The organism is Cobetia sp. UCD-24C, from assembly GCF_001306765.1.
GTDB classification, from domain to species: domain Bacteria; phylum Pseudomonadota; class Gammaproteobacteria; order Pseudomonadales; family Halomonadaceae; genus Cobetia; species Cobetia amphilecti.
The window spans coordinates 58,865-81,719 of the sequence record NZ_LJTD01000011.1; the positions used below are offsets into that span (position 1 = coordinate 58,865).

Genomic DNA, 22,855 nt, shown 5'->3' on the forward strand with positions numbered 1-22,855 from the left:
TCAGGATGGCGCAGCCGCCAGAGCCTGACAAGAGGCAAGCTGCGTCGCATCCCCGGTGCGCATGTTTTGAAGGTGCATCACAGCGCCTTTGACGCCGAAGGTCCCGTCATGAAATCGGCCGTCTAGGCGTTGTCCTGTTGCTCCACAATCTGGATCAAGGCCTCGACAAAGGCCGGATGTGCACCCACCGGGTCAAGCAGACTGATGGGGCAGTCGGGGTGCTGGCGCCGCGAGTCATCCAGCATGGCGGGCACGTCTTCACGCAGATGACGGCCGGCCGCGAAGAACAGCGGCAGGATGTCGATACGCGCGGCACCGTCTGCCGCCAGGGCATCGATGGTGTCGGTCAGCAGCGGATCGCACAGCTCCATATAGGCCAGGCGCGTCGGGCGCTTGAGGCGGGAAGCCAGCGTGGCTTCCAGTGCCTCGAAGGGCTCGCGCCAGCGCGGGTCACGTGACCCATGGGCCAATAGAATCAAGGCGTTGTCGTGATCTGTGGACGTAGTCATGCAGCTATCCTGTGAGCGATGAGGGGTCGCGGCAGCGTATCAGCTGTCGGCGAGGGTGTTGAGCAGCTGTTCGGCTACCTCGTGTCCTGACAGCCAGGCGTCCTCGACGCGCGGGCCACGCAGGGCGTCTCCGGCCAGCCATAGCCCGGATGACCCTTGGCCGCAGACATTGTGGACATAGTCCTTCTGGTCATAGCCCTTCTGGCCGGCTGCCGCTGAAGTCTGCGGCAGCGTCTGGGTCGGGTGAGCGTAACGCCAGCGATGCGCCGCAAGGGTGACCTTGCCCTGGCTCCAGCCCGGCGCCAGCTCGCGGAGCTCCGGCAGTGCCTCGAAGGCCTGCCACAGCAAGGTCGCGACCTCCTGTGGCGACTTCTCCAGATTCGCCCGACTCCAGCCGGCGGTCGCCAGCAGGCTCAGGGTCTCTTTGCTCTGGGTCTCCTTGGCATGTGACGGTGGCTGGCGGCCGGGACGCGAATGCTGGCGCATCACGCAGCGGAGCGGGCCATCATCGCCGCGACTGACCAGCAACCCTTGCCAGTCAGCGTCGCCCCCCAGCGCGGGTAGTGGCGTCTCCAGAGTGGCCATCAGTGTCCAGGTCGGCGCCATCTCCACCTGCGCCAGCGCCTCACTCAGGGCCGGGGCCAGCGAGTCCTCGCCGAGCGCCACCCCCTGGGCGTCGGTGCCGGACGTGCTCAGCAGGGCGCGTGCCTGTGGCGCCGGTGCGCTGATCACCACGTGATCGAAGGGGCCGTGCTGATCACCGTCGCTGTCCTCGAGCCGCCAGCGCTTGCCTGATGCTGTGCCTTCGTCCGCGATCAGGCGCGTGATGCGCGTTTCGCTGTGCAGACTGGCGTGGGCCGGCAGCTGTTCACTGAGGTGGCGGCTCAGGGCGCTGATGCGCGGACTGGCCACGTAGCGGATGGAATCATCGCGCAGCCGCTGCCATTGGCTCTCGTCAGACGCCGACTTGCCGAGGCTCAACAGTCTCTCACCCCAAGTTGCGACGACGCCTGCGGCCCGCCACTGCTCGAGCGCGGACTGGAAGCGTGGATCACGCGCCGTGAAGTATTGCGCGCCGATGTCGATGGGGCCTTCGCTCGTTCGGCGACTGGCCAGGCGTCCGCCGGGGCCGCGTGCCTTCTCGAAAATCGTCACCGCATGGCCCTGTGCGGCCAGTCGGGTGGCGGCGGACAATCCGGCGATACCGGCACCGATGATGGCGATGGACGATACTGGCATCTGGAGGCGACTCCTGCGCAGGCGGTGTTCAGGGGGGAACGGGTCGTCATGTGACCCGACAGCAGATACGCTAAAGTTAACTTCTTGCGCATAATTGTACAATATAAGTATAGATTTATGGCGGAAGTCGGCACACTCGATGCTTCATCGCCGAGGAGGGCAACATGCGAATATTGATAACAGGTGCAACGGGGTTCGTCGGCCAGGCGCTGTGTCAGTCACTGGCGGCGGCGGGCCACTCGCTGGCGGTCGTATCGCGCCGCCCTGAGCGTGCTGAGCGCCAGTTTGCCGACCTGGGGCTGACGGTGGTCGCGGCGGATTCGTCACTGGCCTTCAAGGATTGGCAGCCTGAGGGCATCGTCAATCTGGCGGGGGAGTCGATAGCCGGACGGCGCTGGAGCGAGGATCACAAGCGTGAGCTGCGCCGTTCGCGGCTGGAGACCACCGAGCATCTGGTGATGCTGTGTCAGCAGCTGGCCGCCGAAGGCCATCCGCCGCAGGTGATGGTGTCCGGCTCGGCGATGGGCTATTACGGCGCACAGCCCAAGGCGGGCGAGCCGGACGATGTCGAGATCGACGAGCAGGCGACGCCCCACGACGATTTCAATCATCGCCTGTGTCGCGACTGGGAAGCGGCCGCCATGCCCGTCACCGAATACGGCGTGCGACTGGCCATCATCCGCACTGGCCTGGTGATGGAGGCCGATGGCGGCACGCTGGCCAAGCTGCTGACGCCCTTCAAGCTCGGGCTCGGGGGGCGGCTGGGTGATGGGCGCCATTACATGCCGTGGATCCACCGCCACGACATGATTCGCATCATCGAGCGTCTGCTGGCGGATGACAGTCTCAGCGGTGCCTTCAATGCCAGCGCGCCGCATCCGGTCACCAACATGGGCTTCACCCACGCTCTGGCCCGCGGTCTGGGGCGTCCGGCGATTCTGCCGCTGCCGGCCAAGGCGCTTGAGCTGGGGTTGGGAGAGATGAGTACCCTGCTGCTGGAAGGCGCCCGCATGGTGCCGGCGCGTCTGCTGGCTGCCGGCTTCACCTTCGATTACCCGACCCTCGACGTGGCCTTCGCCGATATCCTGTCACGCAAGTGAGCCTTGGCAGCAAGGCGACGCTAGAAGGGCAGCGGCGCTTCCAGCACCAGTGGCGGTGCCTCGCTGTCGCTGGCTGGCGGAATCACCAGACGTGCCGCATGCAGCAACAGGCGCAGGCTGGCATTGAGTGCCGCTCCGCGCGCATAGAAGCCATCGCCGATGATCGGATGGCCGAGCGCCAGCATATGCAGGCGTAGCTGGTGTGAGCGCCCGGTATGCGGCGTCAGCGCTACACGGCTGGCGGCGAGGGTCTGAGGCGTACCATCCGGGCGCTGGCCCTCGAGCGTCAGATGCTGCTCGACCCGATAATGCGTCAGTGCCGACTTGCCATGCGTGAAGTCGACGATCTGACGCGGGCGGCGTGGCCAGTCACAGCGCAGCGGCAGGGCGATGCTGCCCTCGGCGGGCGTGAGATGCCCTGCCACCACGGCCAGGTAGCGTTTCTCGATGGTGCGCGACTGGAAGAGCCGCGACAGCCGCCGCTGGCCCTCGACGTTGCGCGCCACCAGCAGCACCCCGGAAGTCGCCACATCCAGGCGGTGCACGGCGCGGGTATCGTCGCTCAGCTGGCACAGGCGCGAATGGACACTGTCGAAGCGCGAGGGATCACGCCCCGGTACCGAGGGCAGCTCGGCCGGCTTGTCGATGGCCCACCAGTCATCGCCCGCAGCCAGCAGCGACAGTCCCACCTTCGCGACACGCTCGCCTTCCTCGGCCAGGCGCTCTCCCCGCCAGCTCTGCCCTGACGCTGCCTCGTCGCTCTCTGGATATGATCTCGCCATGAGGGTGCTCTGTAGTAATGAAGCGATAGGATGAAACAATAGGGGTGAAGCGCAAGTGATGAAGCGTAAGTGACGGACCGCGAGTCGTGGCACGCAAGCGATGGCATCGTCGCGGCCGCTGGTCGATCTGGCAAGTCCAGCGGGCCATTGTCGCTGGCGCACATGGCAAAACGCCCCACCTGCCGATGGCAGGTGGGGCGTTTCAGGTTCATCACTGACGCCTGCGGTCAGCTCAACGCTCGTGGGCATCCACGGTGACGATGACGCGCACGCTGTCCAGACGCAGACGGGTGGTCTCGATGGCGCCATCCAGCGCGGCACGTTCCTGCCGCAGCGCTTCGAGCTCTTCCTCGCGCACGGCCGGGTTGTGGCTGGCCAGGGCTTCCAGGCGCGCCAGTTCGGCACTGAGCTGCTCGCGCATCTGCTGCTGGGCCTGCTCGACGATGGTCGGCAGTTCGCGCTCGGCTTCCTGCTCGGCATCGCTCATCAGCTTGCGCAGCGTGGCGTGGCTCTGCTTGATCAGGTCACGCGCGACCGCCTTCTTGACCGGCTTGAGGTTCTTGGCCAGTCCGCCGAAGGAGACCTTGTCGGACAGGTTGCTGCCGGTTTCATCCAACAGGACACGGATGGCGGTCGGCGGCAGGAAGCGGCCCAGACGCAGGCCGCGCGGCGCGGTGGACTGGGTGCGGAACACCACTTCCGTCATCAGGCGGCCACCGGGAATCGCCGGGTGCTTGAGCAGCGCCAGCGCGGTGTTGCCCATCGAGCCGTCCAGGATACGGACCAGCATCTCGCGTACCAGCGGGTGCTCCCACGACAGGTGCTGCACGTCTTCGCGTGACAGCGCGGTGGCGCGGTCACTGGTGACGCTGAAGCCTTCCTCGCCCTTCACCAGCCCCGGCAGGCCGTCGAGCATGTGCGGGCCCGGTGCCAGATAGGTGATGCCGTCGCCGAGATCCCGGCTCTCGATGCCGAAGATGTCGAAGGCGCGCTCCAGATAGCCGGGCAGTGCCTTGTCGTTGTCCAGCGTCTCGATGGCGGCGATGACTTCCTCGGCGCGCTCGTGACGGCAGGCATTGAGTTCCAGCAGGCGGTTGCGGCCGGACTGACGCTCTTCCTGCAGGGCATCGAAGCGCTCGCGGGTCTGCTCGATGATGCTGTCGATCTCTTCGCTGTCGAGCAGGGCTTCTTCCAGCTCGTCGCCGAACTGGGCGTAGAGCTCGCTGCCGATGCCGTGCGGCGCGCTGAAGGCGTCCATGCCGTCACGGTACCAGCGCAGCAGCTGGGCGCCCGGCGAGCCTTCGAAGACCGGCACGTGGATCTCGATCGGGAACTGCTGACCGATGCGATCCAGACGCCCGATGCGCTGTTCGAGCTGGTCCGGATGTACCGGCAGGTCGAACATCACCAGGTGGTGACAGAACTGGAAGTTGCGACCTTCCGAGCCGATTTCCGAGCACACCAGCAGCTGCACGCCTTCCTCTTCGGAGGCGAAGGCCGCGGCGGCACGGTCGCGCTCGACCAGGCTCATGCCCTCATGGAAGACCGGCGCATGCACGCCGCCCAGCACGCGCAGGCCTTCGGACAGCTCACGCGCGGTATCGGCGGTATGACAGATCACCAGTGCCTTCTCGTTGCCGAGGTCGGTCAGGGTTTCCAGCAGCCACATGACGCGCGGGTCGATCTGCCACCAGGGCTCCGCGTTCATGCGGTCATCGGGCAGGGCGCGATACATCTCGTCGAGGAACAGCACCACCTCGGGGTGGTTCATGCCGGTCTCGATCAGCAGGTCATCGAGATAGTCCTCGTCACGCTCCAGCTTGCGCACCACGCGACGGTAGGAGGAGGGCAGCTCCAGCTCGTGGACGTGCAGGCGACGCTCGGGGAAGCCGGCGACATGGGTGCGTGAGTTGCGGAACATCACACGGCCGGTGCCGTGGCGGTCGAGCAGCTGGTCGCGCAGCTGGCGACGCGCGCTGTCGCGCTGGGCATCGTCGGCATCGCTGTCCATCAGGGTGTCGAGCAGGGCGCGGCTGTCGCTGTCATCCAGCACGCTGGCGAGGCTGTCGAGACCGGATTCATCGGCGGGCAGCGCTTCCAGGGCGTCGATGGCGCTGGCGACGGCCACATAGCCCTGTTCCTCGGCCTTGAAGCGCTCGATGTCGTGATAGCGCTCCGGGTCGAGCAGGCGCAGGCGCGCGAAGTGGCTCTCGAGCCCCATCTGCTCCGGCGTGGCGGTCAGCAGCAGCACACCGGCGGTCTGGCGAGCGAGGGATTCGACACAGGCGTAGCCCGGGCCGACCTTGTCTTCGCTCCAGTCGAGGTGGTGGGCCTCATCGACGATCAGCATGTCCCAGTCGCAGGCGGCAGCCTGGACCTGACGCGACGGGTTGGCGAACAGCCAGTCCTGGCTGGCCAGAATGATCTGGTTGCCTTCGAAGGGATTGCGCGTGCCGTAGGCCTTGCACTGCTCCTCGTCGAGCAGCGAGACATCCAGCGCGAAGCGGCGCAGCATCTCGACCAGCCACTGGTGGGTCAGGCTCGCCGGTACCAGGATCAGCGCACGGCTGGCGCGGCCGCTGAGCAGCAGGCGGTGCAGGATCAGGCCGGCTTCGATGGTCTTGCCGAGGCCGACTTCATCGGCCAGCAGTACCCGCGGCGCGTGACGGCGCGAGACTTCATCGGCGATGTAGAGCTGGTGCGGCACCAGGTCGACCTTGGGGCCGGACAGGCCCAGCGCCGGGCTCTGCTCAACACGATGGAAGTGGCGCAGGGTGCGGTAGCGCAGGTCGAACCAGTCATTGCGGTCGACCTGGCCGGTCAGCAGGCGATCACGTGCCTGATTGAACTGCATCTTGTCGTTCAGGCGGGCTTCGGGAAGCTCGATGAGCTCGCCGGCATGCTCGCCGCTGCGCTCACAGATGTAGACGATCTGGCCGCGCACTTCCTTGAAGTCATCGACGATCAGCCATTCGCCATCGTCGGACTGGATGCGGTCGCCATTGCCGAAGGCCACCCGGGTAAGGGGCGCTTCGCGCAGACTGTAGGTGCGGGTTTCTTCGCTGGCGGCAAAGAGCACGGTGACGGTACGGAAGTCGACATTGAGGATGGTGCCAAGGCCGAGATCAGCCTCGCCGTCACTGATCCAGCGCTGACCGGGAATGAAGTCGCTCATGAAGCCTCGGGGTAGGACAAAGACGGGAATCGGGAATACAGGGGCGCGGTATCTTACCGGATCAGACGCCGTGGCTTAAGCGCCTTTTCTTGCGGCGAGCGTCTTTGTCGCACCGAGCGAGGCCACCAGGGTGTCGCACTATGGCCGTGACGCCGGTAGCAGGGCGTCCAGCTGGGCGCGGCTCAGCTCGCCGATATGACGCTCGATCAGCTGTCCGTCGCCATCGAAGACGAGGGTCGCGGGCAGTCCCTGCGCCTCGGCCAGCGCCATCAGTTGCATGGCGGGGTCGAGCAGCGCGTACTCGAGCGTCAGCTGTTCGCTTTGCAGAAAGCGGGTCACCGCCAGTGCCTGCTCGCCCTGATTGGCCAGTACCACGGTGACGCCGGGTGCCTGATCGACCTCTGCCAGCAGTGGCATCTCGCGCCGGCAGGGCGGGCACCAGGTGGCCCACAGATTGACGATCACGCGCTCGTCCTGGATGTCATTCAGCGCCACGGGGCGGCGATCCAGATGATTGAGGGTGATGGCAGGCATCGCTTCGATGGCGGAGTCATTGCCCAGCGGGTCGAGTTGCTTGAGGCCGAGGAAGGCGGTCAGCCCCAGGGTCAGACTGCCCAGCGCGATGACCTGGCGAATCGCGCCATGCCGGCGCAACAGCCACAGGCTGGCCAGGGTCGCGGCCAGCATGCCGCCGAGCAGGTGGTAGCCCGGTTGCCACAGCTTGAGGATATCCAGCGGCGCCTGCTGATAACTTGCCCAGTGCAGCGCGACATGAGTGAGGCGCGCGCCGATCACCCAGCTGACCAGCATGCGATTGAACCAGTGCGAGGGGCTCAGTGGGGGAGTATCGTGAGCGGGCGCGGTCGTGCCCCTGGCGTGCATGCGTGCCAGCAGACGAATCAGCAGCGAGAACTCGATCAGCATCACCAGGGCTGCCACGAAGGCATAGAGGCGTTCGACGGAAATCAGGGCAGGGCCCAGGGCGATGGCGTCCATGCGGTTATCCTCTGGCGGTGTCCGGGGGAGCGTTCAGGGCAGCAATACCTGTCGGCCTGTATGTGGCAAGTGCTTGGCAAACGCGCGGCAGGCGCTGCAGTCGCGAGGCTCGAGTATGCGATAATCGACGGACTTCGACATCCACGCCTCGCGCGCTGAGCATTGCTCTGCCGCCGAGGACGCTGCAAGGATATCCCCATGCTGTCACATCATTATGACCGTAGCCGTGCGATCGCCGTTGCCAGTCAGGCCAGCGGCCTGATCGCCATCGTCGCGCTGGAGACCTGGCTTGGCGATGCCGCCCGCCCTTGGCAGGGGCTGGTATTCGCCCTGATGCTGGCCTTCGGTCTCGGCCTTGCCCTGCGCAGTTACTACCTCAGGCAAAAGGCCCGTCGCGACCGTGAACGTGCTGGTCGCGAGCGGGCCCGCAAGGCGAGTGACAGCTGGATGTCCGACTGACTCGCCGCTCGATACGGTTCAGTGCGCGCTATGAATCAGTAACTCTGCAGGCGGTAGCCGTCGCGCTCCATGCAGTATTTCAGCAGTGTCTGCTTCTCGTTGGCGGACTTGTCGGTCAGGCCAAGCTCGTACTGGCAGCCCGCATAGGTATTGTGGGCTTGTGTGCTGTTGGCACCTGGCTTTTCCCATTGGGCGCGCGGGCTGGCGCAGGCGGAGAGCAGTGAGGTCAGCAGCAGGGACAGCAAGGCAAGACGCAGTGTGTGCATGGGGCACCCTGAGGGATGTAGCGCGTTGGGGAGCGCGTCGCAGACGCGAGCAAGCAGAAGCAGGCTTGTGAGGCAGGAAAAACCTTCCAGCATCAAAAAAGCCGCTGATCAGTGATCAGCGGCTTTTTCATATATCTGGTCGGAGTAGCAGGATTCGAACCTACGACCTCTGCCTCCCGAAGGCAGCGCTCTACCAAGCTGAGCTATACTCCGATGCGTCGTGAGCTTGTCTCGACGGAGGTGAATTATACGCAGGCAGCTTTGCTTTGCAAGCCCTTGAGGTCAAAAAGTTTTATCTGAGTCTCAAGGGGCAATTCCGCTGTCGAGAAGCGCGCTTCTCTTCACCTCATCCTGCCGGCGCTTCTCGCCACGTTGGCGGCGGTTTTCTGCTGTCATGATGGACTGACTGACCCACTGGCTGACGACCTGCCAGGCAGGCCATCGTCATGCGGGTATCAGGCCTGGCGGCCGACGCTCAACAACGCGATGCGCTCGAGGCTGTCGCGGAATTCGCTCTCCGGCAGTGCCTTGAGCTCGCTCAGGGCGTTGTCGGCCATCTCCTGGGCACGGCTGCGGGTATAGTCGAGGCCACCCGTGAGGCGCACCACTTCCAGTACCTCGTCGAGCTGCTCCAGTCCACCTTTCTCGATGGCGCCGCGCACCAGACTGGCCTGGGCCGGGCTGCCGACCTGCATGGCGCGAATCAACGGCAGGGTCGGCTTGCCTTCGGCCAGGTCATCACCGACGTTCTTGCCCATGGTCTCGGCATCGCCCTGATAGTCGAGCAGATCATCGATCAGCTGGAAGGCGAGGCCCAGGTAGCGGCCATAGTTCTGCAGCGCGCTGACCTGTGCCGGGGTCACGGTGTCGTCGGTTTCCCTGGCCAGAATCGCGCCGGCATGTGCGGCCGCCTCGAACAGCATGGCGGTCTTGCCGTGGATGGTCTCGAAGTAGGCGGCTTCATCAATGTCGGCATTGCCGATATTGGTCAGCTGCAGGACTTCCCCTTCGGCGATGGTGCAGGTGGCAGCGGAGAGAATCGCCATCACGTTCATCGAGCCGACTTCGACCATCATCTGGAAGGAGCGCGAATAGAGGAAGTCACCGACCAGCACCGAAGGCGCATTGCCCCAGGTGTCGTTGGCGGTGGAGCGGCCACGCCGCAGGCTGGATTCATCCACGACATCATCGTGCAGCAGGGTCGAGGTGTGCATGAATTCGATCAGCGCGGCCAGATGAACGTGTTTCTCGCCTTGATAGCCCAGCGCGCGGGCTGCCAGCAGCACCAGCACCGGGCGCAGGCGTTTGCCACCACTCTGGATGATGTACTGACCGATGGTCTGGACCAGCGGCACGCGCGACTCGAGCTGCGCGAGGATGGTGCGGTCGACGGCGGCGAAGTCATCTGCCACTGCCGCGTGAAGGGTCGATGCGTCGGCTTGCATGAGATCGTCGTGCCCGTAGCGAGAGGTGAGGCCGCCGTGGCGTGCCGTTTGGCGGTAATGCTATGGGGCACCCCTATGGCCGTCAAGGCGTGCACCCGCGCAAGGACGCTGGCTGGCGGCCGATTGGCCGCGTAAACCTTGACATTGCTTGTCGGTCGCGGCACGTGGCGCTATAATACGCGGCCGTGACTCATCCCGCTCCCTGTCAGATGGCTCCAGAAGGGGCGCCACTCGCAGCAGGCCACCCAAGAGCACACCCTTGATGAGTCCGATGGAGAGAATCATGTACGCAGTTATCAAGAGCGGTGGCAAGCAGTACCGCGTTCAGGAAGGCCAGACCCTGAAGCTCGAGAAGCTTGAAGTCGCGACTGGCGAAGCTATCCAGTTTGACGAAGTCCTGATGGTCGCTGAAGGCGACGACATCAAGGTCGGCGCTCCGCTGGTTGAAGGTGCCAAGGTTTCTGCCGAGGTCGTGTCTCACGGCCGTGGCGACAAGGTCACCATCATCAAGTTCCGTCGCCGGAAGCACTCCATGCGTCGTGCGGGCCACCGTCAGTGGTTCACCGAAGTCAAGATCACTGGTATCTCTGCTTAATTGCAGCGCTACCCACCATAGGAGAATTATCCAATGGCACATAAGAAGGCGGCGGGCTCTACCCGCAACGGTCGCGATTCTGAATCCAAGCGCCTTGGTGTGAAGCTGTTCGGTGGCCAAGCGGCTATCGCCGGCAACATCATCGTGCGTCAGCGCGGCACCCGTTTCCACGCTGGTACTGGCGTCGGCATCGGCAAGGACCACACTCTCTTCGCTCTGGCCGACGGCCACGTGAAGTTCGAGACCAAGGGTCCGAAGAACCGCAAGTTCGTCAGCATCGTTTCTGCCTGAAACGTCTGACAGCTTACGCAGACTGCTCGATGCCCCGGTGTCGCATGGCAGTCTGCAAGGAAGCCCCGCTCAGGCGGGGCTTTTTTGTCGCATGACGGCCCGGGTCGTCGTCAGGAGAGAGCAGCATGCAGTTCCTTGATGAAGCGTCGATCATTGTAGAGGCCGGACGTGGCGGCAATGGTTGCCTGAGTTTTCGCCGTGAAAAATACGTGCCGCGCGGTGGTCCCGATGGGGGCGATGGCGGGCACGGCGGCAGTGTGTACCTGATCGGGGATGACTCGCTCAATACCCTGATCGACTTCAAGTTCCAGCGCTACTATCAGGCGGAGAGCGGCGATGCCGGTCAAGGCCGCCAGATGGCAGGCAAGGCGGGTGAGGATCTGATCGTCAAGGTGCCGGTCGGCACCACCGTGATCGACGAGGAAACCCTCGAGATCATCGGTGACGTGACGGAAATCGGTCAGCTGTTGCTGGTCGCGCAGGGCGGACGTCGTGGTCTGGGTAACATCCACTTCAAGTCCTCGACCAACCGCGCGCCGCGCCAGACCTCCAAGGGGACCTGGGGCGAGCGTCGCAACCTGCGCTTCGAGATGAAGGTGATGGCAGATGTCGGTCTGCTCGGCATGCCGAATGCCGGCAAGTCGACGCTGATCCGCGCCGTCTCCGCCGCCAAGCCCAAGGTCGCCAACTACCCGTTCACCACCTTGGTGCCGAACCTCGGTGTCGTGAAGATCGGTAGCCACCAGCACTTCGTGATGGCCGATATCCCCGGTCTGATCGAAGGCGCTGCTGACGGCGCTGGCCTGGGTCTGCGTTTCCTCAAGCACCTGACGCGTACGCGCCTGTTGCTGCACGTGGTGGATATTGCGCCCTTTGACGAGAGCGACCCGGCCTATGCGGTCGAGGCGATCCTCAAGGAGCTCAAGAACTTCTCCGCAGCACTGACGGAGCTGCCGCGCTGGCTGGTGATCAACAAGATCGACCTGCTGCCCGAGGATGATCGCGACGCGATGGTCAAGGATCTCGTCGAGCGCCTGGGCTGGGAGGGCGAGCTGTTCGTCGTCTCCGCGGCCAGCGGTATCGGCACTCAGGAGCTGGTGCAGGCCGCTCACCGCTGGCTGGGCGAGCAACGCCTGCAGCTGGCGGAAGATCCGGAAGCTGCCGAGGCGCATGCCGCCCTGCTGGCGCGCATGGAGAACGAGTCGCTGGAGCGCGCTGAAGAGCGCCTGACACGTCGCAAGCGCAAGAAGGATGACGAAGAAGAGGACGATGACGACTTCAATGACGACGATTACGACGTCGAAGTCGAATACGCGCCCTGAGGTATCAGTTCGTCCGGTGGCTGTCCTGCGCGGCAGCCACTGAGTGACGAGCGACCCGCTTCGCGATTCACGCCCCGCCCCGAACCTCATGGTCTCGCGGCGGGGCGTTTTCGTTGTCGGGGCCGGCGAGGAGTGATGACAGCGGGCTGGCGGGAGCAGACAATGGCAAGCAGGGAGGCAGAGCCTGCCGGGCGAGGGATTACATGACAGGAGAGAGCGCGGTGTCGGAGCAGAAGGTGGCGGAAGTGGCGGAGCTGGGCAGTCAGTCGGGGCGCGAGGCCTTGGCCAATGCACGACGCGTGGTGGTCAAGATCGGCAGTGCGCTGCTGACCGATGACGGCCGCGGGCTGGATGATGCCGGCATCGGTCGTTGGGTCGATCAGATCGCGGCGCTGCACGCGCGGGGTGTCGAGGTGATCGTGGTGTCCTCCGGGGCGATCGCGGTCGGCATGTCGCGGCTGGGCTGGTCGGCTCGCCCCAGCGGCGTGCATGAGCTGCAGGCCGCGGCGGCGGTCGGCCAGAATGGCCTGACCCAGTGCTATGAAGAGCATTTCCATCGTCACGGCCTGACCACCGCCCAGATTCTGCTGACCCACGACGATCTCTCCAATCGCAAGCGTTACCTGAATGCACGCTCGGCGCTGCGCACCCTGGTGGAGCTGCGCGTGGTGCCGGTGATCAACGAGAATGACACTGTCGTCACCGACGAGATTCGCTTCGGTGACAACGATACGCTCGGCGCGCTGGTCGCCAATCTGCTGGAAGCCGATGCCCTGTTGCTGCTCACCGATCAGGAAGGGCTGTACGACGCCGACCCGCGCCATGATCCGGCGGCCAGGCTGATCGAGGAAGCGCAGGCCGATGACCCGATGCTGGTCAAGGTCGCCGGTGGCGGCGGGGTGCTGGGGCGTGGCGGCATGGCGACCAAGGTGCGCGCGGCGCGTCTGGCGGCGCGCAGTGGCGCATTGACCGTGATCGCCTCTGGTCGTCAGCCCGAGGTGATCACCCGGCTGGCTTCCGGTGAGCGCTTCGGCACGCTCCTCTTGCCGGAGCATGCGCCGATCGCGGCGCGCAAGCGCTGGATCGCGGGGCAGCTGCAGGTGCGCGGCACCCTGACGCTGGATGCCGGCGCCGTCAATGTGTTGACCACGCGTGGCTCCAGCCTGTTGCCGGTGGGCGTCAGGAAGATCGAGGGCGCCTTCAAGCGCGGTGACCTGGTGCAGTGCGTCGATGAATCCGGTCAGCGCATCGCCAAGGGACTGGTGAATTACAGCGCCGAAGATGCCGGGCGGATTCTCGGCCTGCCCAGCCATCAGATCGAAGCCACGCTGGGCTATATCGAGGCGCCGGAACTGATCCACCGCGACAACCTCATCGTGCTGTAGCACCCATGAGGCCTGCTTCCTGGCTCTGTGCCTGGGTCTGGCGCAGGCAAGCTCAGACTGGCGATATGCGCTCGGGTCATGCTAGACTCTGCCGTCCTGTCGGGTGCTGGTCCGCCCCGATGGCGAAGGTTTGACGGGGCTTCCACGTCAAGTCGCTGATTTCTCGAAAGTCTTCACATCAGTGTCGAAAGGCGAGAGATGATCGGACTCGCTGTCGCGGTGCGACAACGTCTTCCAAATTCAAGTTCATGAGTACGCGCCTACGGGTGGACTCATAAGGAGCATCAAAGTGGCAAATTCCAAGCAAGCACGTAAGCGCGCTCGTCAGGCTGAAGTTCGTCGTCAGCACAACTCCGCACAGCGTTCCGCCGTGCGTACCAGCATCAAGAACGTGCTGAAGACCGTCAAGACTGGCGATCACGCTGCTTCCATGGCCGCTTTCAATGTCGCGCAGAAGGTCCTCGACCGTTACGCCGACAAGGACATTCTGTCCAAGAAGAAGGCCGCTCGTCTGAAGAGCCGTCTGAACACTCGCGTCAAGGCACTGGCTGTCTAAGACGTGTGAGTGTGAAAAAACCGGCTTCGGCCGGTTTTTTTGTGTCTGTCTGTCGAGTGGATGACATCGGTGTCAGGTCAGGGAAGCGAGAGGGGTGTCAGGGTGAGCAAGCCGCAGGATGAGTCGCCCGCAGGCGAGAAGGAAGTCAGGGGAGAAGACGGCAAGGCCGAGGCCGCCGCGCAGTCCGCTTCACAGGCGAGTGCCCAGGGCGAGACCCGCTCGGGCGACAGCCTGCCGGTGCGGGGTGGTCTGTTGCGCTCCGGGTTGATCGTCAGCGTGATGACGATGCTGTCGCGCGTGCTGGGTCTGGCGCGCGATGTGACCATCGCATCCCTGCTGGGCGCCGGCAGTGGGGCGGACGCCTTCTTCGTCGCTTTCAAGATCCCCAACTTCATGCGCCGCCTGTTTGCCGAGGGTGCCTTCAACCAGGCCTTCATTCCGGTGCTGTCGGAGTATGCGACTCGCCGGACACGGGAAGAGGTCCGCGAGTTGCTGGACGCCGTCAGTGGCAGTCTTGGCGTCATACTCGCGTTGATCACCGCGCTTGCGATGCTGTGTGCGCCCTGGCTGGTGTGGGTCTTCGCGCCCGGGTTTGGTGACGATGCCGGCAAGCTGGCGCTGACCGGCGACATGCTGCGCCTGACCTTCCCGTATCTGCTGCTGATCTCGCTGACCGCCTTCGCAGGCAGCGTGCTCAATACCTGGAATCGCTTTGCGGTACCGGCCATCACGCCGGTGCTGCTCAACCTGAGCCTGATCGGCGCGGCGCTGTTGCTGGCCCCGCGCTTCGAGACACCCGCCATGGCGCTGGCCTGGGGCGTGCTGATCGCGGGCGGCGTGCAGTTGCTGTTCCAGGTGCCGTTCCTGCTGCGGCTTGGCCTGATGCCCAAGCCATGGCCGAATTTCGCCCATGAAGGCGTGCGCCGCATCCTCAAGTTGATGACCCCGGCGCTGTTCGGTGTCTCGGTCTCGCAGATCAATCTGCTGCTGGATACCGTGCTGGCCTCGTTTCTGGTCACCGGCAGCGTGTCGTGGCTCTATTACTCCGACCGTCTGGTCGAGCTGCCGCTGGGCATCATCGGCATCGCCATCGGGACGGTGATTCTGCCGGCGCTCTCCAGGCGCCACGCCGAGCAATCACTGGAGCACTTCCAGAAGATGCTCGACTGGGCGCTGCGCTCGGTGCTGTTGATCGGTGTGCCGGCGGCGCTGGCGCTCGGCGTGCTGGCCGAACCGCTGCTGATCACGCTGTTCCACTACGGCGCGATGACCGACAACGATGTGGTGATGTCGGCCCAGAGCCTGCGTGCCTACAGCTTCGGGCTGCTGGCCTTCATGCTGATCAAGGTGCTGGCGCCGGGCTTCTATGCACGTCAGGACACGAAAACGCCGGTCAAGATCGGTATCATCGCGATGGTCGCCAACATGGCCTTCAACCTGGCGCTGATCGTGCCACTGGCGCACGCGGGGCTTGCGTTGGCCACGGCGCTGTCGGCCTTCCTCAATGCGGGCCTGCTGGCACGCGGCCTGTATCGTGACGGCGTGCTGCGCTTCCAGCCCGGCTGGGGACGCTATTCGCTGACGCTGATTGGCGGTTGCGCCCTGATGGGTGGTGGCCTGCTGTGGCTGTCACCGGACTGGACCACCTGGCTCGGTTGGGGCCTGTGGGAGCGCTGTGCGATGATGGGGGCGCTGGTCGTCGGCGGTGTGCTGGTCTATGCACTGTGGTTGGGGCTTTGCGGCATACGTCCGCGCCACTTCCGCATGCAGGGCTGAGCCCCGACTCCCGATTCACATCTCGCGTTCCAGCAGTTTTCTCTCTGGTGGGGCAACGGTGGCTGTCAGCGCCGTGCCCCTTCGCTATAATCGACCACTTTCGGCGGCTTGTGTGATGCACGCATGGACTTGATCAGAGGACTCCACAATCTCGCCCGCCTGCGCAAGCAGGATGGCAGTCGCGGCTGTGTGGCCACCATCGGCAATTTCGATGGCGTGCATCTCGGCCACCAGGCGATTCTGGAGCAACTTCGCGAGCGCGCGGCGGCCTATGGCCTGCCCGCCACGGTGGTGGTGTTCGAGCCGCAGCCGCGTGAGTTCTTCGCGGGTGACAGGGCGCCGCCGCGGCTGACGCGTCTGGCGGACAAGGTGCGTCTGCTGGGTAGCCATGGCGCCGAGCGCGTACTGTGTCTGCCCTTCAATGAGACGCTGCGCTCGCTGTCGGCACGCGAGTTCATCGAGCAGGTGCTGATCGATGGCCTCGGCGTGCGTCATCTGGTGGTCGGTGACGACTTCCGCTTCGGCTGCGATCGCGCCGGAGACTTCGCGCTGCTGGAGCGCATCGGCGCCGCCGAAGGCTTTGCGGTGGAGCATACCCGCACCTTCGAGATCGCCGGTGAGCGCGTTTCCAGCACCCGCGTGCGTGAGGTGCTGGCCGCAGGCGACATGGCGCTGGCCGCCCGGCTGCTGGGGCGTGCCCACCACTGGCAGGGACGCGTGGTCGCGGACCGCCAGCTGGGCCGCACGCTGGGCGTGCCGACCGCCAACCTGCCGCTGCCGAATGCGCCGCTGGCAGTCTCCGGCGTCTACGCGGTAATGGCGCACCTTGCCGACGGCCGCGACTGCCCGGCGGTGGCCAACATCGGCTGGCGCCCGACGGTCGGCACGCCGCGGCCGGTGCTCGAGGTCCATCTGCTGGACTTCGCGGAAGACCTCTATGGCCAGCCGATGCGCGCCAGCTTCTGCGCCTTCCTGCGCGGTGAACAGCGCTTCGATGGCCTGGAAGCCCTCAAGGCCGCCATCTACGCCGACATCGCCCTGGCGAAGCGCTTCTTCGCGCTGGCCGCGGGCGAGACGCCTGCCGGTGATGAGCAGGCGTTGCTCGATTGCATGACCTCGATGGCTGACCTGCCGCTGGCCAGCCGTCCGCTGAGCGCACTGATGACGGATGCGCCGACGGCACCCTTACACGGCACTGCTGAGGTGTCTGATTCCACAGCTCGGGAAGCCCAGGCTTCCCGCCCCCACGACGGCTGACCCGAAAGGCTATGAGCGACTACAAGCACACTTTGAATCTGCCCGATACCGACTTCCCGATGCGCGGCAATCTCCCCAAGCGTGAGCCGGACCAACTGGCACGCTGGAACGAGATTGACCTCTACGCGCGTCTGCGTGAAGCAGGCAAGGGCCGTCCGAGCTTCGTGCTCCACGACGGCCCTCCCTATGCCAACGGCAATATTCACATCGGTCATGCCGTCAACAAGATTCTCAAGGACATCATCGTCAAGGCCAAGACGATGGCGGGCTTCGACGCGCCTTACGTGCCGGGTTGGGACTGTCATGGTCTGCCCATCGAGCACAAGGTCGAGACGACCCACGGCAAGCATCTCGAGTCCGAGAAGGCGCGTCATCTCTGCCGTGAATACGCCGGCGTGCAGGTGGAAGGCCAGAAGCACGAGTTCATCCGTCTCGGTATCGTCGGTGACTGGGGCAACCCGTATCGCTCCATGGACTTCGCCAATGAAGCCGGCGAGATCCGTGCGCTGGCCGAAATGGTCAAGGGCGGTTATGTCTTCAAGGGCCTGAAGCCGGTCAACTGGTGCTTCGATTGCGGCTCTGCACTGGCGGAAGCGGAAGTCGAGTACGCCGACAAGACCTCTGACGCCATCGACGTCGCCTTCGCGGCAGACGATAGCGCGGCGCTGGCCAAGGCCTTCGGCCTCGAGTCACTGAGCAAGCCGGCGGCGATCGTGATCTGGACCACCACTCCGTGGACCATTCCGGCCAACCAGGCGCTCAACGTTCACCCGGACTTCGTCTACTCGCTGGTCGACACCGGCGAGCGCCTGCTGGTGCTCGCCGAGGAACTGGTCGAGGACAGCCTGGCGCGCTTCGGCCTGAGCGGCGAGACGCTGGCGACCGTCAATGGCGCGGCGCTGGAGCTGATCAACTTCCGTCACCCGATCTACGATCGTCTGTCGCCGGTCTATCTGGCCGACTACGTCGAGACCGGCGCCGGTACCGGTATCGTCCACTCCGCGCCGGCCTACGGCGAGGATGACTTCCATACCTGCCGTCGTTACGGCATGAGCTTCGACGAGATCGAAAGCCCGGTGCAGGGCAACGGCGTCTACGTGCCGGACCTGCCGGAATTCGGTGGCCAGTTCATCTGGAAGGCCAACCCGAACATCGTCGCGCGTCTGGAAGAGCTCGGTGCGCTGATGGCGCACGAGAAGATCTCCCACAGCTACATGCACTGCTGGCGCCACAAGACCCCGGTCATCTACCGCGCGACGGCCCAGTGGTTCGTCGGCATGGACATTGCCGGCACCGACGGCGTGACCCTGCGTGACAAGGCGCTGTCCGCCATCGAGGACACCGCCTTCATCCCGGCCTGGGGTCAGGCGCGTCTGAAGAGCATGATCGCCAACCGTCCGGACTGGTGCATCTCGCGTCAGCGCAACTGGGGCGTGCCGATTCCGCTGTTCCTGCATCGCGCGACGGGGGAACTGCACCCCGACAGCGTGGCGCTGATGGAAGCGGTCGCCGATCGTGTCGCCGAGCACGGCATCGATGCCTGGTGGTCACTCGACAGCCAGGAGCTGCTGGGCGATGAGGCCGAGAACTACGAGAAGGTCACCGACACGCTGGACGTGTGGTTCGACTCCGGGACGACCCACTGGCATGTGCTGCGTGGCTCGCACCCGCATGGTCACGAGCAAGGCCCGCGTGCCGACCTGTACCTGGAAGGCTCCGACCAGCACCGTGGCTGGTTCCACTCGTCACTGCTGACCGGCTGTGCCATCGACGGCCACGCGCCCTACAAGGCGCTGCTGACTCACGGCTTCACCGTGGATGCGCAGGGTCGCAAGATGTCCAAGTCTGTCGGCAACGTGGTCGCGCCGCAGCAGGTGATGGACAAGCTCGGCGCCGACATCCTGCGCCTGTGGGTGTCCTCCAATGACTACTCCGGCGAGATGGCCGTCTCGGACGAGATCCTCAAGCGTACCGCCGATGCCTATCGTCGTATCCGCAACACCTCGCGCTTCCTGCTGTCCAATCTGAACGGCTTCGAGCCCGAGCGTGATGCGCTGGCCTTTGACGACATGCTGGCGCTGGACCAGTGGGTGGTCGATCGTGCCGCCCAGCTGCAGGCACGTGTCGAGCTGGCCTACGAGGAATACCGCTTCCTCGACATCTACCAGCAGGTACTGACCTTCTGCTCGCGTGAGCTGGGCGGCTTCTATCTGGATGTCATCAAGGACCGCCAGTACACCACGCAGCCGAACTCGCGTGCGCGTCGTAGCTGCCAGACGGCGCTGTATCACGTGATCGAGGCACTGGCACGCTGGATGGCGCCGATCCTCTCCTTCACCGGTGAAGAGATCTACGCCAACATCCCGGGCCCGCGCAAGGACACCATCTTCCTCGAGACGGCCTACACCGGCCTGACGACTCTGGCGGATGATGCGGCCATGGGGCGTGAGTTCTGGGAGCAGGTGCTGCACGTCAAGCAGGCGGTCAACAAGACGCTGGAAGGCGCGCGCAACGCCGGTCTGGTCAAGAACGGCCTGGCGGCGGAAGTCACTCTCTACGTCAACGACGAGCTCAATACGCTACTGGCAAGTCTCGGCGACGAGCTGCGCTTCGTGATGCTGACCAGCGGCGTGACCCTGGCGCCTCTCGAGGCGGCCGGTGAGGCGGAAGAGACCGAAGTGTCCGGCCTCAAGGTGGCGGTCAAGGTCAGCGAGAATGCCAAGTGCGAGCGTTGCTGGCACCACCGTCCGGAAGTCGGCACCCTGCCGGAACATCCGACGCTGTGCAGCCGCTGCGTGACCAATCTGCCGGATGGCGAAGGCGAGACGCGTCACTTCGCTTGATCGCTGATGCGACCGCGGCATCGTTCAGCCTCCGCTGAGCGCTGATATCGAACGCCGGGCTCTGGCCCGGCGTTCGTGTCTTGCCGGTCGCAGACTCATTTCACGACAGGAAGGTAACATGACGTCTTCTTCACAAGGCCCAGCGACGGATACCCCCTCGGCCGGCAGTGAGCCGATGCGCTCGCCGCTGCGCTGGCTGTGGCTGTCGCTGGTGATCGTGGTGCTGGACCTGGCCACCAAGTGGCTGGCCAGCAGTTCGCTGGTCTATGGTCAGGCCAATGAAGTGCTGCCGATCTTCAATCTGACGCTGCTCCACAACACCGGCGCGGCGTTCAGTTTTCTGGCTGGCCATGATGGCTGGCAGCGCTGGTTGTTTGCGGGCATTGCGGTGGTGGCAGCCATCGGCCTGAGCATCTGGCTTGCGCGCCTCAAGCGTCACGAGACCTTCACCGCGCTGGGCATCGCGCTGGTGCTGGGGGGCGCGCTTGGCAATCTCTATGATCGTGTCGTGCATGGCTACGTGGTGGACTTCCTGTCCTTCCACTGGGGCAATGCCTTCTTCCCGGCCTTCAACGTGGCGGACGTCGCCATCAGCCTGGGAGCCGTGGCACTGATTCTTGAATCTTTCCGTGGCCGCTCCGAATGAGCGCCACAAGCGAGGTCAGCATGAGCGAGCATCGTATCGCCGATAACATGGAGGTCAGCCTCCATTTCCGTCTGCGTCTGGAAGACGGCACCGAGGTGGACTCCACCTTCGACAAGACACCGGCCACCTTCCAGGTGGGTGACGGCAATCTGCCGCCGGGCTTCGAGCGTTCGATCATGGGCATGGCGGCGGGCGAGACCGGCAGCTTCACGATCACGCCGGAGCATGCCTTCGGTCAGCACAATCCGCAGAACGTCCAGACCGTGGCGCGCAAGAGCTTCGATGAAGAGATCGAGGTCGGCATGGTGATGTCCTTCGCCGAGCCGTCGGGTTCGGAGCTGCCGGGCATCATCCGCGAGATTGATGAGCGTGACGTCAAGGTCGACTTCAATCACCCGCTGGCCGGGCGTACCCTGACCTTCGAGGTCGAGGTACTGTCAGTCGCCCCCGCGACCACGCACTGAGTCTTCTTTCCAGAGGTGCGCTCCCCGTGAGCGCACCTCGCCATCAAGCGGAGCCTGTCATGCAGATCAAGCTGGCCAACCCGCGCGGTTTCTGCGCCGGAGTGGATCGCGCCATCGATATCGTCAACGGGGCGCTCGACGTGTTCGGGCCGCCGATCTACGTGCGTCACGAGGTGGTGCACAACCGTTTCGTGGTCGACTCCCTCAAGGAGCGCGGCGCCATCTTCGTCGAGGAACTGCACGAAGTGCCGGATGACGTCATCGTCATCTTCTCGGCACACGGCGTCTCGCGTGCCGTGCAGGAAGAGGCCGAGCGTCGCAACCTCAAGGTCTTCGATGCCACCTGCCCGCTGGTGACCAAGGTGCACATGGAAGTCCTGCGCTATGCGCGCAAGGGCCAGGATTGCGTGCTGATCGGTCATGAGGGCCACCCGGAGGTCGAGGGCACCATGGGCCGCTATGACACTTCCCAGGGTGGCACCATCCATCTGGTGGAAGACGAGTCCGATGTGGCGCGTCTGGAGGTCAAGGACCCGGAGCAGCTGGCCTTCGTCACCCAGACCACGCTCTCGATGGATGACACGGCGCGCGTGATCGACGCGCTGCGCGAACGCTTCCCGGCGATTCAGGGCCCGCGCAAGGATGACATCTGCTACGCGACCCAGAATCGTCAGGACGCCGTGCGCATGCTGGCGGAAGCCTGCGATGTGGTGCTGGTGGTCGGCAGCCCCAACAGCTCCAACTCCAATCGCCTGCGCGAACTGGCCGAGCGCATGCAGACCCCCGCCTGGTTGATCGACGATGCGCAGCAGATCGAGGCCAGCTGGCTCGAGGGTATCGGCAGCATCGGTATCACCGCCGGGGCCAGTGCCCCCGAAGTGCTGGTGCAGGGCGTGATCGATCGTCTGATGGCACTGGGAGCCTCGGCGCCCGAGGAACTCGAGGGTCAGGAGGAAAACATCGTCTTCTCCATGCCCAAGGAGCTCAAGGAGCGCTTGATCGCCTCGGATCAGATCCGCGAGCTGTAACGCCTTGTAAGTTTCTGCCAGTGAAGAAGCCGCGACCCTGTCGCGGCTTTTTTATGCGCGCCATTCGCATTTTGCCATTCAATTCAGCAGTTTCTTGTATAAGCAACGGCATTCTTGAGCACGATCGTTGATCAATCTGGTGCGTATTGAAAAAAAATGTAATGCGCAGTTACCAAAATGATACATAATAGAGGTATGGTTCGTACTCTGGAGAATTCCCCATGCCACGACTGTTCTCGGTCACCGGTGTCAGCAGTGCAGGTGCACGCCGCAAGCCGAGACCGGGGCGCGGGGCAGCTGGCAGGCGTCGGGCTAAGGGCTTCACCCTGATCGAGATGATGATGGTGGTCGCGATCATCGGCATTCTGGCGGCGGTCGCCATTCCCTCCTATCTCGGTTATGTGGAGCGCAGCTGGCGCTCGCATGCTCAGCAGGCACTGGGGCAGCAGGCCAGACAGCTGCATGGCTTCTACTACCAGAATTTTTCCGAGGCGCCCGTGGGGGGGGATGACCAGCCGACGGATGGCGTCAGCCGTATAGAGGACGGCGGTGGCAATCTTCGCTACCTGATCACGTATCGCAGTCTGTCTGCCTCGGCCTTCGTCCTGCAGGCGACGCCTCAAGGGGCACAACTCAATGATGACTGTGGCGTGCTGTGGATGGACCAGGACATGAATACCGGTGCCGAAGGAGGAGGTCGGTGCTGGTGATGGTGGGCCCC

21 protein-coding genes and 1 tRNA gene are annotated in these 22,855 nt (G+C 64.5%); 14 read left to right on the plus strand and 8 right to left on the minus strand.

Going from position 1 to position 22,855, the window contains the following annotated elements; translation table 11 throughout:
• Positions 1-122: 122 nt before the first annotated feature.
• Entirely contained in the window at positions 123-509 is a 387-nt protein-coding gene (locus AOG28_RS14575) for a sirohydrochlorin chelatase (protein WP_054556916.1), read from the minus strand.
• Positions 510-548: 39 nt separating this feature from the next.
• A complete protein-coding gene (locus AOG28_RS14580) occupies positions 549-1,748 on the minus strand; it encodes an NAD(P)/FAD-dependent oxidoreductase (RefSeq protein WP_054556917.1) in 1,200 nt (399 codons plus the stop codon).
• A 164-nt stretch (positions 1,749-1,912) separates the two neighbouring features.
• Here AOG28_RS14580 and AOG28_RS14585 point away from each other — a divergent pair, with 164 nt between their 5' ends.
• Complete coding sequence (locus tag AOG28_RS14585) at positions 1,913-2,848, plus strand: TIGR01777 family oxidoreductase (protein WP_054556918.1); 936 nt, start codon at positions 1,913-1,915, stop codon at positions 2,846-2,848.
• Between the two features lie 20 nt (positions 2,849-2,868).
• Here AOG28_RS14585 and AOG28_RS14590 read toward each other — a convergent pair whose 3' ends face one another.
• The 3 genes from AOG28_RS14590 to AOG28_RS14600 form a co-directional block, all read right to left on the minus strand.
• Positions 2,869-3,630 (minus strand): RluA family pseudouridine synthase, encoded by a 762-nt coding sequence (locus AOG28_RS14590; protein WP_082388830.1) that lies wholly within the window; start codon positions 3,628-3,630, stop codon positions 2,869-2,871.
• Between the two features lie 232 nt (positions 3,631-3,862).
• On the minus strand, positions 3,863-6,805 hold the full coding sequence (gene rapA, locus AOG28_RS14595) for an RNA polymerase-associated protein RapA (protein WP_054556919.1): 2,943 nt from the start codon (positions 6,803-6,805) through the stop codon (positions 3,863-3,865).
• A gap of 138 nt (positions 6,806-6,943) precedes the next feature.
• A complete protein-coding gene (locus AOG28_RS14600) occupies positions 6,944-7,801 on the minus strand; it encodes a TlpA disulfide reductase family protein (protein ID WP_054556920.1) in 858 nt (285 codons plus the stop codon).
• 198 nt (positions 7,802-7,999) lie between these two features.
• Between AOG28_RS14600 and AOG28_RS14605 the strand changes: the two genes are divergently transcribed.
• Complete coding sequence (locus tag AOG28_RS14605) at positions 8,000-8,260, plus strand: hypothetical protein (RefSeq protein ID WP_054556921.1); 261 nt, start codon at positions 8,000-8,002, stop codon at positions 8,258-8,260.
• 35 nt (positions 8,261-8,295) lie between these two features.
• Here the strand turns inward: AOG28_RS14605 and AOG28_RS14610 are convergent, their stop codons facing one another.
• The 3 genes from AOG28_RS14610 to ispB all read right to left on the minus strand — a co-directional run bounded on the left by AOG28_RS14610 (position 8,296) and on the right by ispB (position 9,971).
• Positions 8,296-8,526, minus strand: a complete 231-nt coding sequence (locus AOG28_RS14610; RefSeq protein ID WP_054556922.1) for a hypothetical protein — start codon at positions 8,524-8,526, stop codon at positions 8,296-8,298.
• A 136-nt stretch (positions 8,527-8,662) separates the two neighbouring features.
• A tRNA-Pro gene (locus tag AOG28_RS14615) sits at positions 8,663-8,739 on the minus strand.
• 242 nt (positions 8,740-8,981) lie between these two features.
• On the minus strand, positions 8,982-9,971 hold the full coding sequence (gene ispB, locus AOG28_RS14620; protein ID WP_054556923.1) for an octaprenyl diphosphate synthase: 990 nt from the start codon (positions 9,969-9,971) through the stop codon (positions 8,982-8,984).
• Positions 9,972-10,254: 283 nt separating this feature from the next.
• Here ispB and rplU point away from each other — a divergent pair, with 283 nt between their 5' ends.
• The 12 genes from rplU to AOG28_RS18895 all read left to right on the plus strand — a co-directional run bounded on the left by rplU (position 10,255) and on the right by AOG28_RS18895 (position 22,844).
• Complete coding sequence (gene rplU, locus AOG28_RS14625) at positions 10,255-10,566, plus strand: 50S ribosomal protein L21 (RefSeq protein WP_043335971.1); 312 nt, start codon at positions 10,255-10,257, stop codon at positions 10,564-10,566.
• A gap of 33 nt (positions 10,567-10,599) precedes the next feature.
• Positions 10,600-10,857 carry a 50S ribosomal protein L27 gene (gene rpmA / locus AOG28_RS14630; RefSeq protein WP_043335969.1) on the plus strand — a complete coding sequence of 86 codons (258 nt, stop codon included), beginning with the start codon at positions 10,600-10,602 and terminating at the stop codon, positions 10,855-10,857.
• A gap of 125 nt (positions 10,858-10,982) precedes the next feature.
• Positions 10,983-12,179, plus strand: a complete 1,197-nt coding sequence (cgtA, locus tag AOG28_RS14635; RefSeq protein WP_043335967.1) for an Obg family GTPase CgtA — start codon at positions 10,983-10,985, stop codon at positions 12,177-12,179.
• Between the two features lie 203 nt (positions 12,180-12,382).
• The gene (gene proB / locus AOG28_RS14640; RefSeq protein WP_082388831.1) at positions 12,383-13,564 is read left to right on the plus strand and encodes a glutamate 5-kinase; all 1,182 of its coding nucleotides are present in this window, start codon (positions 12,383-12,385) and stop codon (positions 13,562-13,564) included.
• 289 nt (positions 13,565-13,853) lie between these two features.
• A complete protein-coding gene (gene rpsT / locus AOG28_RS14645; protein ID WP_043335965.1) occupies positions 13,854-14,120 on the plus strand; it encodes a 30S ribosomal protein S20 in 267 nt (88 codons plus the stop codon).
• Positions 14,121-14,399: 279 nt separating this feature from the next.
• Positions 14,400-15,896 (plus strand): murein biosynthesis integral membrane protein MurJ, encoded by a 1,497-nt coding sequence (murJ, locus tag AOG28_RS14650; RefSeq protein ID WP_235507047.1) that lies wholly within the window; start codon positions 14,400-14,402, stop codon positions 15,894-15,896.
• 123 nt (positions 15,897-16,019) lie between these two features.
• Positions 16,020-17,153 carry a bifunctional riboflavin kinase/FAD synthetase gene (gene ribF / locus AOG28_RS14655; protein ID WP_054556924.1) on the plus strand — a complete coding sequence of 378 codons (1,134 nt, stop codon included), beginning with the start codon at positions 16,020-16,022 and terminating at the stop codon, positions 17,151-17,153.
• A gap of 11 nt (positions 17,154-17,164) precedes the next feature.
• On the plus strand, positions 17,165-19,996 hold the full coding sequence (ileS, locus tag AOG28_RS14660) for an isoleucine--tRNA ligase (protein ID WP_054556925.1): 2,832 nt from the start codon (positions 17,165-17,167) through the stop codon (positions 19,994-19,996).
• A 118-nt stretch (positions 19,997-20,114) separates the two neighbouring features.
• Entirely contained in the window at positions 20,115-20,642 is a 528-nt protein-coding gene (gene lspA, locus AOG28_RS14665; RefSeq protein WP_054556926.1) for a signal peptidase II, read from the plus strand.
• Positions 20,643-20,662: 20 nt separating this feature from the next.
• Complete coding sequence (gene fkpB / locus AOG28_RS14670) at positions 20,663-21,106, plus strand: FKBP-type peptidyl-prolyl cis-trans isomerase (protein ID WP_043335961.1); 444 nt, start codon at positions 20,663-20,665, stop codon at positions 21,104-21,106.
• A gap of 59 nt (positions 21,107-21,165) precedes the next feature.
• Positions 21,166-22,134 carry a 4-hydroxy-3-methylbut-2-enyl diphosphate reductase gene (gene ispH / locus AOG28_RS14675; RefSeq protein WP_054556927.1) on the plus strand — a complete coding sequence of 323 codons (969 nt, stop codon included), beginning with the start codon at positions 21,166-21,168 and terminating at the stop codon, positions 22,132-22,134.
• 221 nt (positions 22,135-22,355) lie between these two features.
• Positions 22,356-22,844, plus strand: coding sequence for a type IV pilin protein (locus AOG28_RS18895; RefSeq protein WP_054556928.1), 489 nt, complete (start codon positions 22,356-22,358; stop codon positions 22,842-22,844).
• Positions 22,845-22,855 lie beyond the last annotated feature (11 nt).